At 71.6% G+C, this 13,480-nt stretch carries 11 protein-coding genes; all 11 read left to right on the top strand.

Going from position 1 to position 13,480, the window contains the following annotated elements; all coding sequences use genetic code 11:
- Positions 1–142: 142 nt before the first annotated feature.
- Positions 143–784, top strand: coding sequence for a response regulator (locus ACWTSU_RS06920; protein ID WP_455139136.1), 642 nt, complete (start codon positions 143–145; stop codon positions 782–784).
- Positions 785–1,153: 369 nt separating this feature from the next.
- Positions 1,154–2,818, top strand: a complete 1,665-nt coding sequence (locus ACWTSU_RS06915) for a CTP synthase (protein WP_455139135.1) — start codon at positions 1,154–1,156, stop codon at positions 2,816–2,818.
- 14 nt (positions 2,819–2,832) lie between these two features.
- Positions 2,833–3,735 carry a site-specific tyrosine recombinase gene (locus ACWTSU_RS06910; protein ID WP_455139134.1) on the top strand — a complete coding sequence of 301 codons (903 nt, stop codon included), beginning with the start codon at positions 2,833–2,835 and terminating at the stop codon, positions 3,733–3,735.
- A 402-nt stretch (positions 3,736–4,137) separates the two neighbouring features.
- Positions 4,138–4,599 carry a division/cell wall cluster transcriptional repressor MraZ gene (locus tag ACWTSU_RS06905; RefSeq protein WP_455139133.1) on the top strand — a complete coding sequence of 154 codons (462 nt, stop codon included), beginning with the start codon at positions 4,138–4,140 and terminating at the stop codon, positions 4,597–4,599.
- Positions 4,600–4,611: 12 nt separating this feature from the next.
- The gene (gene rsmH, locus ACWTSU_RS06900) at positions 4,612–5,592 is read left to right on the top strand and encodes a 16S rRNA (cytosine(1402)-N(4))-methyltransferase RsmH (protein ID WP_455139132.1); all 981 of its coding nucleotides are present in this window, start codon (positions 4,612–4,614) and stop codon (positions 5,590–5,592) included.
- Between the two features lie 234 nt (positions 5,593–5,826).
- Positions 5,827–6,348, top strand: coding sequence for a cell division protein FtsL (locus tag ACWTSU_RS06895; RefSeq protein ID WP_455139131.1), 522 nt, complete (start codon positions 5,827–5,829; stop codon positions 6,346–6,348).
- A gap of 11 nt (positions 6,349–6,359) precedes the next feature.
- Positions 6,360–8,174 carry a peptidoglycan D,D-transpeptidase FtsI family protein gene (locus tag ACWTSU_RS06890; RefSeq protein WP_455139130.1) on the top strand — a complete coding sequence of 605 codons (1,815 nt, stop codon included), beginning with the start codon at positions 6,360–6,362 and terminating at the stop codon, positions 8,172–8,174.
- Positions 8,175–8,196: 22 nt separating this feature from the next.
- Positions 8,197–9,624, top strand: a complete 1,428-nt coding sequence (locus tag ACWTSU_RS06885; protein ID WP_455139129.1) for a UDP-N-acetylmuramoyl-tripeptide--D-alanyl-D-alanine ligase — start codon at positions 8,197–8,199, stop codon at positions 9,622–9,624.
- The gene (gene mraY / locus ACWTSU_RS06880) at positions 9,621–10,652 is read left to right on the top strand and encodes a phospho-N-acetylmuramoyl-pentapeptide-transferase (RefSeq protein WP_455139128.1); all 1,032 of its coding nucleotides are present in this window, start codon (positions 9,621–9,623) and stop codon (positions 10,650–10,652) included. The genes ACWTSU_RS06885 and mraY overlap by 4 nt, the downstream gene beginning before the upstream one ends.
- A 12-nt stretch (positions 10,653–10,664) precedes the next feature.
- Entirely contained in the window at positions 10,665–12,062 is a 1,398-nt protein-coding gene (gene murD / locus ACWTSU_RS06875; RefSeq protein ID WP_455139127.1) for a UDP-N-acetylmuramoyl-L-alanine--D-glutamate ligase, read from the top strand.
- Positions 12,059–13,480, top strand: a 1,422-nt coding sequence (gene ftsW, locus ACWTSU_RS06870) for a putative lipid II flippase FtsW (RefSeq protein WP_455139126.1), incomplete at its 3' end; no start/stop codon positions are given. The genes murD and ftsW, both read left to right, overlap by 4 nt.

The raw sequence follows: 13,480 nt of genomic DNA, 5'->3' as shown, positions 1-13,480 counted from the left end.
TCTCCGGCCACGGCCTTGGCCCTGTCTCGATGGGGAAGCGCTTCCACGCACTCGGGGGTTCGTTTCGCGTGGGCCGGGGCCCGCGCGGCGGCTGGCATGTGTTCGCGAGCGTGCCGCGCGGCGGCGCGGAGGGGAGGGGCGCATGAGGGTCGTGGTGGTCGACGACGACGCGGTGGTCGTCTCGTCGCTGGCGATCGTGCTCGGCGCGGAGGCCGACATCGAGGTCGTGGGCACGGGCGCCGACGGCGCGGACGCCGTGCGCCTGGCGGCGGAGCTTTCGCCCGACGCGGTCCTTCTCGACATCCAGATGCCGGGCACGGACGGCCTCTCGGCCGCGCGGCAGATCCTGGCCGCGCCGGGTGCGCCGCGCGTGGTCTTTCTCACCACGTTCTCCGACGACGAGTACGTGGTGCGGGCGCTCGCGCTGGGGGCGGCCGGCTATCTCGTCAAGCAGGACGTGCGCGGGGTGGCGCCGGCGCTGCGCGCGGTGTGCGCGGGGAGAAGCGTCCTGGAGGGAGAGGTGCTCGAGGGTCGCGCGGTGGGCGACGCGCGTGCGGGCGCCGGTGACGCCGAGCCCGGCCTCGCGCGGATGTTCCCGCAGCTCACGGAACGCGAGTGCGAGGTCGTGCGCCTCGTGGCCGACGGCCTCGACAACCGCGAGGTGGCCGCGGCGGCCTACATGGGCGAGGGCACGGTCCGCAACCACATCAGTGCGATCCTGGCCAAGCTCGGTCTGCGCAACCGCACCCAGATCGCCGTCGCCTACTGGCGCTCCCTCCGCTAGCGCCGCGGGCCGCGTGCCCCTCTCGCCCTCGCACGCCCTTCTCGTCCGCGTGTCCCTCTCGCCCCGTGCGCCGCTCTTCTCGCCCTGCGAGCCGCCTCTCTCGCCCTTCAAGCCGCCTCTCTCGCCCAACAACCCGCAAAAAATGATTTCATATTCATATAATCGCAGGATTAAGGTTTGTGAAAGTCAGATTATGCGGGTTAATCGGGGAGGACGGGTGCGAGGAGCGAGAAGAGCGGCGTCCGCCGCGCAATGTTTCGCGCGCGTAAGGCAATCGGCGAGCGGCGGCCCCGCGCGCGCCCGCCAGCGCTAACATGGAGACCCGTAGAAGCGGAGCGCCGAAGGCGCAGACTACGGGAAGGTCCCCACATGGCAAAGCACATCTTCGTGACCGGCGGCGTCGTCTCCTCCCTGGGGAAGGGCATCACCGCCGCCTCGCTCGGCCGCCTGCTCAAGGCGCGCGGCTACAAGGTCATGATGCAGAAGGCCGACCCCTACCTCAACGTGGACCCGGGCACCATGAGCCCGTTCCAGCACGGCGAGGTCTTCGTCACCGAGGACGGCTACGAGTCCGACCTCGACCTCGGCCACTACGAGCGCTTCATCGACGAGAACCTCACGCGCAGCTCCAACTTCACGACCGGCGCCATCTACCAGAGCCTCATCAGCCGCGAGCGCGCCGGCGACTTCCTCGGCGGCACCGTGCAGGTGATCCCGCACGTCACCAACGCCATCAAGGAGCGCTTCCGCCGCATCGAGGAGCAGACCGGCGCCGACGTGGTCATCACCGAGCTCGGCGGCACGATCGGCGACATCGAGGGCCAGGCGTTCGTGGAGGCCATCCGCCAGTTCCGCAAGGACAAGGGCCACGACGACTGCTGCCTGATCCACGTGAGCCTGGTGCCCTACATCGCCGCCGCGCACGAGGTCAAGACCAAGCCCACCCAGCACAGCGTCCGCGAGCTGCGCTCGATGGGCATCCAGCCCGACTTCATCGTCTGCCGCTCCGACCACGAGGTCGACGCCGACATCCGCGCCAAGATCGCGAGCTTCTGCGACGTCGAGCCGGACTGCGTCTTCGAGAACTCCGACTGCCCCTCGATCTACGACGTGCCCAAGCACCTCGCCGACCAGGGCTTCGACCTCAAGGTCTGCGAGCGCCTGGGCCTGGACCCGCGCGAGAGCCACATGGAGGGCTGGTACGCCTTCACGAGCGCGATGCACGCGGCCAACGAGAAGGACGACGTCACCAAGATCCGCGTGGTGGGCAAGTACACGCAGCTGCCCGACGCCTACCTCTCGGTCATCGAGGCGCTCCACCACTCCGGCGTGCTCTTCGGCCGCCACGTCGACATCCAGCTCGTGGACGGCGAGGAGCTCAGCGACGACAACGTCGAGCAGGTCCTCGGCGACGCCGACGGCATCCTCGTGCCGGGCGGCTTCGGCCTGCGCGGCATCGAGGGCAAGGTCTGCGCCGCCCGCCGCGCGCGCACCCACAAGGTTCCCTACCTGGGCGTCTGCCTGGGCCTGCAGGTGGCCGTGTGCGAGTTCGCCCGCGACGTCTGCGGCATGGAGGGCGCGAGCTCGGCCGAGTTCGACCCCGAGACGCCCTATCCCGTGATCGACATCATGCCCGACCAGGCCGAGATCACCGACAAGGGCGGCACCATGCGCCTGGGCGCCTACCCGTGCAAGGTCGTCGAGGGCACGCTGGCCGCCGAGGCCTACGGCGAGCCGCTCGTCTACGAGCGCCACCGCCACCGCTACGAGGTCAACAACGCCTACCGCGACCGCCTCACCGAGGCGGGCCTCACGATCTCGGGCCTCTCGCCTGACGAGATGCTCGTCGAGATGGTCGAGCTGCCCGAGGACGTGCACCCGTGGTTCGTGGCCTCCCAGGCCCACCCCGAGTTCAAGAGCCGCCCGGACCGCCCGGCGCCGCTGTTCCGCGAGTTCGTCCGCGCCGCGATCGCGCGCCACGAGGGCTGCGACCGCCACGACGTGCAACCGGTCGACATGGCCGCGTTCGCCTAGGGGCGCGCCCCCGCATGGACCTCGCGCGCGCACGCGACGAGTACCTGCGCTACCTCTCGGTGGAGCGGGGCAGCTCCGCCAACACGATCGACGCCTACGGCCGCGACCTCGCCCGCTACGTGACGTGGCTGGGCGAGCGCGGCGTGCGCGACCCCGACGACGTGACGCTCGAGCTCGTGGAGGAGCACGTGGCCGAGCTCACGCGCTCGGGGCTGGCGTCCTCCTCGGTCGAGCGCGCCGCGTCGGCGATCAAGGGCTTCCACCGCTTCATGCTGAACGACGAGATCTCGACCGCGCTGCCCACGGCCGACCTGCCGCTGCCCGCCAAGCCGGCGCGCCTGCCCGACGTGATCTCGCGCGAGCAGGCCGCGCGCCTGCTCGACCAGCCGTTCCCGGACACGCCCGCGGGGCTGCGCGACCACGCGATCCTGGAGGTCCTCTACGGCTGCGGGCTGCGCGCGAGCGAGCTGTGCGGGCTCGACCTGCGTGCGGTGCTGCTCGACGAGGGGCTCGTGCGCGTCTTCGGCAAGGGGTCCAAGGAGCGCGTGGTGCCGCTTTTGGGCGCGGCGGCCCGGGCGCTGACGGCCTACCTCGAGCGCGGCCGCGGCGCGCTGGCGGGCAGGCGCCCCTCCGACGCGGTCTTCCTCAACGCGCGCGGCGGGCGGCTCTCGCGCCAGTCCGTCCACGCGATCTGCGAGCGGTACGGGCGGGTCGCGGGCATCGAGGGCCTGCACCCGCACACGCTGCGCCACAGCTTCGCCACGCACCTGCTCGAGGGCGGCGCGGACCTGCGCGCCGTGCAGGAGCTTCTCGGCCACGCGTCGGTGGCCACCACCCAGCTCTACACCCACCTGGACCGCAGCCACATCCGCCAGGTCTACCTGGACGCCCACCCGCGCGCCCACGACGCCGAGTAGGGGGCCTCACCGGTCCCGCTCGCGGCGATTCTCCTGCCCATCCGAACGCTTTTGGCTCGATTCCGTTCGGATACGCAGGAGCTTCTCGCGTGGTCCTTGGTATCCGAACGTCTTGGCGGCTCCTTCGCCCGTATCGCCGCGCGTGGCGAGAAGCCCCGCGCCCCACGCTCCTGAGCTGCGGCTTCACCGCGGCGTCACATCTCCGGACAACCCGCTTGTGTCCCGTGCTCGCCACGGACGCTACATCTTGGGCTCCCTCGCGTCGCAGGGACCGCCTGCGCCCAGTTTTCAACCGCAAGGTGCAGCAAAGTGTTTTTTGGTGTCGCAAGGTGGGGCGAATGTTGTAGAGTAGTCACACGCTCCGCTCCGGGGGCGGGTCTCTCGTCTTGGGGGGAGGGTGACATGCTCGCAGGCTCGTATCCGATGTCCGTGGATGCCAAGGCCCGCGTCACCCTGCCCGCCGTCTTTCGCAAGCAGCTTGTGAACGGCGATAACAAGACGATATACCTTCTCCCGCTGAAGGAGTGCGTGAACGGCTTCACCCCTGAGGGTCTCGAGCGATTCATCGACGGCCTCTTCATCGAGAACGGCGAGAACCGCTTCGACTCCCGCAGTCGCAAGGACGTTCAGCTGAAGACGAGGCTCTGGGCGAGCGCCGTCGAGGTTGACATCGACTCCGCGGGGCGCGTGGCGCTCGGCAAGCTCGATGCGGCCAAGGCCGGCACGCGCGAGCGCCTCGGTCTCACGGCCGACGTCACGGTGGTGGGCGCCGGGGACCACTTCGAGGTGTGGAACACCGACGAGTGGAACGCGACGCAGGAGAGCTTCGACGATGAGCTCGACGCGCTCCTCTACCACGACTAGGGGGTGAGGGTCTTGACAGCTGCATATCGGCACGTACCCGTCATGCTCGCCGAGGTTCTGCGCGAGCTCGACCCCCAGCCGGGGGAGACCGTGTGCGACTGCACCCTCGGGGGCGCGGGGCACACGGTGGAGCTCGCGCGGCGGGTGGCCCCCACGGGCCTCTCGATCGGCATCGACCAGGACGACATGGCCCTGGCCGCGGCCTCAGCGCGCCTCGCGCGCGAGGTGCCCCAGGCGAGCACGCTCCTTCTCAAGGGCAACTTCGGCAGCCTCGACGAGCTTCTCCTCGAGGCGGAGGTCCCCGGGGTCGACTGCTTCCTGTTCGACCTCGGCGTCTCCTCGCCGCAGCTTGACATCCCGGAGCGCGGCTTCTCGTACCACGAGGACGCGCCCCTGGACATGCGCATGAACCCGGGCAAAGACACCCTAACCGCAGCGGAGGTCGTGAACACCTACAACGAAGCTGACCTCACCCGGATCCTGCGCGCCTACGGGGACGAGCGCTACGCCGCGCGGATCGCCCGTCGCATCACGGAGGCCCGCTCAAAGGCCCCCATCGAGACGACCCTCCAGCTCGTGGAGGTCATCAAGGCGGCCATTCCCGCGGCGGCGAGAAGGCACGGGGGGCACCCGGCCCGCCGGACGTTCCAGGCCCTGCGCATCGAGGTCAACCACGAGCTCGACGTGCTGGACCGGGGGCTCAGGGCGGCGATTCGCTGGGCCAACCCCGGTGGGAGGATCTGCGTCATCTCCTACCACTCGCTCGAGGACCGCATCGTCAAGCACGTCCTCACCGAGCTCTCGCGGGGCTGCACCTGCCCGCCGGACCTTCCGGTGTGCGTCTGCGGCAACGTGCCGATCGTGGAGGTCAGGACGAGAAGGCCCCTCGTCGCGTCTGACGAGGAGGTCGCGGCCAACCCGAGGTCGCGCAGCGCCCTCATGCGCGTGGCGGTCAGGCTCGACGCCCCGCCCGAGGGCCCACAGATGTCGTAGCCGGCGCAAGCCGTCTATGAGCGAGAGAGAAAACGAGGCACCACCGCACCACACCGCAGCTCAAACGCACCACCACCGCACCAGAAACGTCATATCACAGACACTAAACGTACTCTCAAGGTCGCTCAATCATAACTTGAGACTAGGCATCAAGTAACTCTCAAGTTCCCAGCGTACCTGCCATGGATTGCACATTGGGCCCGTACCATGGGCCATCGAGGCGAGGAAGTCGTCATGAGGTACCAGGGATCAGAGGCCATGAGCATGGGGGCGGCCGAGAGGAGGCGGGAGCGCCTCGAGCGGCAGGAGGCCCCCTCCTTCGAGGTCGTCACCGGCGGCGGCCTCGACGCGCGCGCCCGCGCGGGCGTCTCCCCGGTCTTCGTCGCGCGCCTGCGCGCGGCGCTCGTCGTCTTCGCGGCGCTGCTCGCGCTCGGCATGGCCCGCGTGGCCCTCTCCTCGGCGACCATCTCGCTTCTGAGCTCCAACGCGCAGCTGAGCTCCCAAATCGAGTCGGCCGAGGCCCTCAACGACCAGCTCCGGGTCCAGCGCTCGGTGCTCTCGAGCAACGCCCGCATCAGCCGCATCGCCACCCAGAACTACGGCATGGTCCTCTCCGGCGACTTCGTGACGGTCGACGTGTCCGACCCGGGCGCCGCCGACGACGCCGACGGCGCCTCGACCGACGGCGCGACGACCGCTGATGGGGAAGCTGCGCAGTCCGCCGACGGCACGCAGGCGAGCTCCGACGTGGCGTAGACTTCTGTCCCGTGAGTAGCAGGGACAGACAGAGCCGCACGCGGCGCCGTGGTGCCGAGGCCTCCTATGACGAGGCCTCCCGCGACCGCTACCGCGTCCGCTCGTCGCGGCCGGGCGGCTCGGGCGCCGGCGGCTCCGACAGGGGCCTCGCCGTCACGCGCCGCGTCTTTCTCGCCCTGATGGGGGTCGTGGCGGCCCGGCTGGCGTGGCTGCAGGTGGTGCAGGCCGGCGAGCTCTCGTCCAAGGCGCGCAACCAGACCACCAACGTGGTGACCCTGCACGCCAAGCGCGGCACCATCTACGACCGCAACGGCAACGCGCTCGCGATGAGCGTGGAGTGCCGCACCGTCTACGCCAACCCCAAGGAGGTCAGCGACCCCTCCGGCGTCGCGGACCTGCTCGTGGAGAACCTCGGCGGCGACAAGTCCGCCTACATGGAGCTGCTCACCGAGGACACGACCTTCGTCTACCTGTACCTCAAGGCCGACGCGGACCCCGCCGACAAGCTCGCCTCCGCCCTCGACGAGGCCGACCTCACGGGGATCTACTTCCTCGATGACGTCAAGCGCACCTACCCCTACGGATCCGTGGGCGCCCAGGTCATCGGCTACGTCAACGCGGAGGGCAAGGCGCTCTCGGGGCTCGAGCTGTACTACGACGACATCCTCACCGGCACCGACGGCCAGATGGTCATGGAGTGCGGCCTGTACGGCACGCCCGTGGCCGGGGGCGCCGCCGACGTCACCGAGGCACGGGACGGCACGGACCTGGTGATCGGGCTCGACGTGGACCTCCAGGACGTGTGCGAGCGGGTCATCACCGAGGCGGTGGAGACCTACTCGGCGGGCTCGGGCTCGGTCATGGTCACCGACCCGCGCACCGGCGAGATCCGCGCCGCCTGCTCGACGCCGCTGCCGGACTTCTCCAACATCACCGACAACGCCTCGCTCAACCTCAAGCCCGTCTCGAGCTCCTACGAGCCCGGCTCGGTCTTCAAGGTCCTGACGACCTCGATCGGCATCGACGCGGGGCTGTTCACGCCCGACAGCACCTACACGGTCCCCGCGCGGGTGCTCGTGGGCAACGACTACGTCACCGACTCCGACGGGCGCGACTACACGATGGACATGAGCGTCACCACGATGATGGTGCGCTCATCCAACACGGCGATGGCCCAGCTCGAGCAGGACGTCATCGGCAACGAGACCTTCGCGGCGGGGGTGGAGCGCTACGGGATCGGCCAGCTCACGGGCATCGACTACCCCGGCGAGGTGGCCGGCATCGTGCGCTCGCTCGACGAGTACGACGGCGCCACGGGCGGCTCGATGGCCTTCGGCCAGGCGCTCGCGGTCCCGGCGGTGCAGATCGTGCGCGCCTTCGGTGCCGTGGCCAACGGCGGCGCGCCCACGACCCCGCACTTCCTGGTGTATCGTGACGGCGAGGAGGTCTCGTGGCCGGCGGGTGACGCCGTCGTCTCCGGGCAGACGGCCACCGAGGAGATCGGCATGATGCGCGCCGTCATGCAGGAGGGCTCGGGCAGGCTCGCGCAGGTGGAGGGCTACGACTTCGCGGGCAAGACCGGCACCGGCGAGCAGGCCTCGGAGGAGGGCGGCTACCAGCGGGGCTCCTACGTGTCGTCGCTGTGCGGCTTCGCCAACGCCGACGACCCGCAGGTGCTCGTCTACGCGGCCCTCAACCAGACGCCGTACCTCTCGGGCGAGTCGACCGCGCTGCCCTTCAGGGAGATCGCCGAGCAGGCCGTGACCATACTGGGCGTGAGCCCCGCGACGAGCGCCGCGGGGTCCCCGGACCAGACGCAGAGCTGATCGGAGCCAGACGATGCTTCGCATGACACCAGATGAGATAGCCGCCGCGACCGGCGCCGCGACCGTCCTCGCGGGGACGCGCCCCGTGGAGGGCGAGACGTGCGTCGACTCGCGCGCCGTGACGGAGGGAGGGCTCTTCGTGGCCTTCCCCGGGGAGCGCGCCGACGGCAACCGCTTCCTCGCGGCCGCGGTCCGGGCCGGCGCCGCCTGCGTGGTGGCCACCGCCGAGCCGCCCGCCGAGGCGCTCGAGGCCGCCCGCGAGACGGGCTGCGCGCTGCTGCGCGCCGCCGGTGACGACGGGGAGGAGTTCCTGCTGCGCCTGGCCGGCGCCTGGCGCGCCGCGCACCCCGGCTGGGTGGTCCTCGGCGTGACGGGGTCGGTGGGGAAGACCACCACCAAGGAGCTTCTCGCCGCGGGCGTGGGCTCGCAGCGCCGCTGCCACGCCACGGCGGGCAACCACAACAACCTGATCGGCCTTCCGCTCACGGTGCTCTCGGCGCCCGAGGACAGCGAGGTGCTCGTGCTCGAGCTCGGGATGAACCACCCCGGCGAGATCGCCCGCCTCTCCCGCGCCTGCGCGCCGACGCTGGCCTGCGTGACCAACGTGGGGACGAGCCACATCGGCATCCTGGGCAGCCGCGAGAACATCGCGCGCGCCAAGGCCGAGATCGTGGGCGGCATGCGCGCGCACGGCCCGCTGGCGCCGGTGCTCGCGCTCCCCTCGGCCGACGACTTCACCCCGCTGATCGCCGACGGCTTCGCGCGGCCGGCGGGCGTGGGCGTGACCCTCGTCGGCACGTCCGCGACCGACGACGTGCGGCTCGTCTCGGTCACGCTCGACGAGCTCGGCCGCGCCGAGGCGGAGCTCGCCTGCTCCGACGGCTGGCGCGGGCGCGCCCGCCTGTCCATGCCGGGTCGCGCCGCCGCCTCGGACCTCGCCCTCGCGCTCGCCCTGGTGTGGCGCCTCGGGCTCGACCGCGACGTCGCCCTCGCGGCGATGGCCGGGGCCCGCGGCGCATCGATGCGCCTCGAGGTCCTCGACGCGCCGGGCGGCGCGCGCGTGATCGACGACTCCTACAACGCCGCGCCGGCGTCGATGGCCTCCTCGCTCGACGTGCTCGCGTCGCTGCCGTGCGCGGGCAGGCGCGTGGCGGTGCTCGGCGAGATGGGCGAGCTCGGCGACGAGGCGGCGCGCCTGCACGGCTACGTGGGCGCCTACGCGGCGGCCCGCGCCGACCTGCTCGTGCTCGTGGGCGGCGCGCTCGCCGACGAGATGGCCGAGGCGGCGCGCACGATGGGGCTCTCGGAGGACGCCCTCGAGCGCTTCGCCTCGGTCGAGGACGCCGCGCGGGTGATGGCGCCCGCGCTCGGCGCTGGTGACGTTGTCCTGGTCAAGGCCTCGCGCGCCGCGGGCCTCGACGCGTTCGTGAGAGGTGTGATGGGCCGATGATCGGCAACCCCGCGTACCCCACCTACCAGGTGTTTCTCGCCGTCGGCATCGCCGCTCTGGTGACCGGCCTGGTGATGCCGCTGTTCATCCGGCTCATGCGCCACGAGGGCGTGGGCCAGCAGATCCGCGCCGACGGCCCGCAGCAGCACCTCGTCAAGCAGGGCACGCCCACGATGGGCGGCGTCATCATCCTGCTCGGCGTGGTCGTGACCTGCGCCCTTCTCGCCGACTGGACGCCCGATCTGGTGCTCGCCGTGCTCGCGACGCTCGTCACCGGCTCGCTCGGGCTCCTCGACGACATCGAGAGCGTGGCCCACGGCCGCTCGCTCGGCCTCACGCCCTCGCAGAAGATGGTCGGCCTGATCACGATCTCGGTGGCGTTCTGCCTGGCGGCGGTCAACGTCTGCGACATCGCGCCGGAGGTGCGCTTCCCCGGCGGCTTCGCCATCGACCTCGGCGTGCTGACCACCACCCTCGAGGTGGACGGCGCCACGATCAGCGTGCCGTGGCTCTACGTGGCCTTCGTCTTCCTGCTCATGGCGGGCCTCTCCAACGCCGTCAACCTCACCGACGGCCTGGACGGCCTGGCGGGCGGCTGCACGATGGTCGTGATGCTCGCGATGGCGATGGTGGCCTTCCGCTACGAGGAGATCAACCTCGCGCTCTTCGCCGCGTCGATCGCGGGCGCCTGCGTGGGATTTCTGTGGCACAACTGCTACCCGGCCACGATCTTCATGGGCGACACCGGCTCGCTCGCCCTCGGCGCCGCCTTCGCGTCGCTGGCCGTGCTCACCAAGACCGAGGTCACGTCGCTCATCATGGGCGGCCTGTTCATCTGTGAGGCGCTCTCGGTGATCATCCAGGTGGTGAGCTTCCACTTCACCGGGCGGCGCGTCTTCCTCATGGCGCCCATCCACCACCACTTCGAGAAGAAGGGCTGGAAGGAGAACAAGGTCGTCGTGAGGTTCTGGATCGTGTCGGCGGCCTTCGCGGCCCTCGGCTTCGCGCTCTACTTCCAGCTGGGCTAGGGGATGGCGAGAATGACGGTGACGTCTGGGAACACGTTCGGCGACGTGGCGGTGCTCGGCCTCGGCCGCACCGGCGAGGCGGTCGCGCGCTACCTCGCGGACGGCGGCCGCGCGCGCTCGGTGACGGTGTTCGGCGGCGCGTCCTCGCGCCCGGGCGAGGGCTCCCGCGCGCTCGAGTCCGCGGGCGTGCGCGTGGTCTGCGGGACCGATGAGGTCACGGGCAGCTACGACCTGGCGGTGGCCTCGCCGGGCATCCCGGTGGACTCCGCCTTCTTCCGCTCGGCGGAGGCCGCCTCGGCCGAGGTGATCGGCGAGCCCGAGCTCGCCTGGCGGGAGAGCCCCGAGCGCTGGCTGGTGGTGACCGGCACCAACGGCAAGACCACCACCACCTCGCTCGCCACGCACCTGCTGCGCGCCGCCGGCCTCGCCGCCGAGGCGGTGGGCAACATCGGCGTGGTCTGCACCGGGGCCGTCGCGGGCCGCGAGCCGGGCTCGTGGTTCGTGGCCGAGCTCTCGAGCTTCCAGCTGGCCACCACGAGCCGGCTGCACCCGCGCGCGGCCGCCCTGCTCAACGTCACGCCCGACCACCTGGAGTGGCACCACACCCTGGAGGCCTACGCGGCCGCCAAGGAGCGCGCGTTCGCCAACATGGGCCCCTGCGAGCTCGCCTTGGTCTCGGTGGACGACGACGTCTGCCGCGGCGTGGCCGAGCGCTGCGCCGCGCGCGGGCTGCGCGTGTGCCGGCTCTCCGTGGAGGGCGAGCCGGAGGGTCCCTGCGCCGCGTATCTGCGCGACGGCGTGCTCACGGTGCGCCTCGACGGCGTCGAGCACGCGCTCGCGGGCACGGGGGAGCTGCGCATCAGGGGACTCCACAACGCCCAGAACGCCCTCGCCGCCGCGGCGCTGGCCCTCGAGGCGGGCGCCGGGGACGAGGCGGTGCGCTCGGGCCTCAGGAGCTTCTCGCCGCTCGAGCACCGGATGGAGCCCGCGGGGGAGGTCGGGGGCGTGCGCTTCGTCAACGACTCCAAGGCGACCAACACCGACTCGGTGGAGAAGGCCCTGCTCGCCTTCGAGCCCGGCGGCGTGGTGGTCCTGCTCGGCGGTCACGACAAGATGACCGACCTGACGTCGCTCGCGCGCGCCGTCCGCGCGCGCTGCCGCGTGGCCGTCTGCTACGGGGAGGCCGGCGAGCGCATCGCCGCCGCGCTCGAGTCCGAGCCCTCCGGGCTCGTGGTCGCCCGCGCGCCGCACCTGCGCGAGGCGTTCGACGTCGCGGCCGCCGCGGCGCGTCCCGGCGAGGTCGTGCTGCTCTCGCCCGCGTGCTCGTCGTTCGACGAGTTCGGCGGCATGGCGGAGCGCGGCCGCGCCTTCAAGGCGCTCGTCGCCGAGCGCGCCGGGCGGGGGGCGTGAGCGCCGTGGCCCGCGCGACGACGCGCGCGGCGCGCCCGGAGCGGGACCGCCCCGGGCGCGGGGGGCGCCGCCGCGAGCGGGCGGAAGCGACGCTGTTCGGCGTGCCCGAGCGCTTCATGCGCCCGCGGCTGGTCCTTCTCGCCATCGTGGCGGTGCTCGTGGGGTTCGGCCTGCTCATGGTCTACTCCGCCTCCTCGCCCACGGCGCTCAGCGCCACCGGTGACGCGGCGTACTATCTCAAGCGGCAGGCGCTCTTCGCCGCGGCGGGGGCCGTGATCGCGGCCGTCCTCGCCAAGATCGACTACCACGTCTGGGTACGCCAGATGCTGCTGCCGGTGTGGGTCGCCACGGTGGGGCTGCTCGTGGTCGTGCTGGTGGCGGGCACCGACAACGACATGGGCGCCTCGCGCTGGATCGACCTGGGCTTCTTTGACCTCCAACCCTCCGAGTTCGCCAAGCTCACCGTGGTCTTCACCGCCGCGGCGCTCGCCGAGCGCTACTTCGAGGAGGGGGCCCTCGACTGGGGGAGCTTCGTCAGGCTGCTCATGGTCGGCGTGGGCCTGCCCGTCCTGCTCATCGTCCTGCAGCCCGACAAGGGCACGGTGCTCGTGCTGGGCCTCACGATCGTGGTGATGGGCTACCTCGCCGGCATCCCCCGGGGCGTCCTCGGCGTGGTGCTCGCGCTGGGCGTGGCGGGCTTTTTGGGCCTGTCGCTCGCCTCGAGCTACTCGCGCCAGCGCCTGCTCACGATGCTCAACCCCTGGGCCGACCCGTACCACGACGGCTGGCAGCTCATCCAGGGCTTCTACGCGTTCGGGTCGGGAGGGCTCTTCGGCGTGGGGCTCGGGATGTCGCGCGAGAAGTACAGCTACCTGCCCATGGCGCACAACGACTTCATCTTCGCCGTGATCGGCGAGGAGTTCGGCCTGGTGGGGACCATCGGGCTTCTGGCGGGGTTCGCGGTGTTCCTGTGGGCGGGCCTCCGGATCGCCCGCTACGCGCCCGATTTGGCCGGGCGCCTGGTGGCCGCCGGCTGCACGAGCCTGGTGGTCGTGCAGCTGCTGCTCAACGTCAGCGGCGTGCTCGGCATCTTCCCCATGTCGGGCAAGCCGATCCCGTTCGTCTCGTACGGCGGCTCCTCGATCATCGCGAGCCTGATGCTCGTGGGGATGGTGGCGTCGGTGTCGATCCACTCGCGCCTGCCCGAGACGGCCTCCGACCGCGCGCGCCGCAGCTGGCGCGTGGAGGGGGCGGACGGCGGGGCGCCGGGCGGGCCCGGCGGACGACCGGGGCTCTCCTTCGTGGGGGAGCCGGAGCCGAGAAGCGCGCGGGCCGGCGCCGCGGGCCGGGCCGCCGGGGCCGGTGCGAGCGGGCCGACGCCGCTGACCGTGATGGACGGCGGCGCCCGCGCGGGCCGC

The organism is Thermophilibacter sp. (genome assembly GCF_966187215.1).
This window is presented reverse-complemented; position numbering and strand designations above follow the sequence as displayed.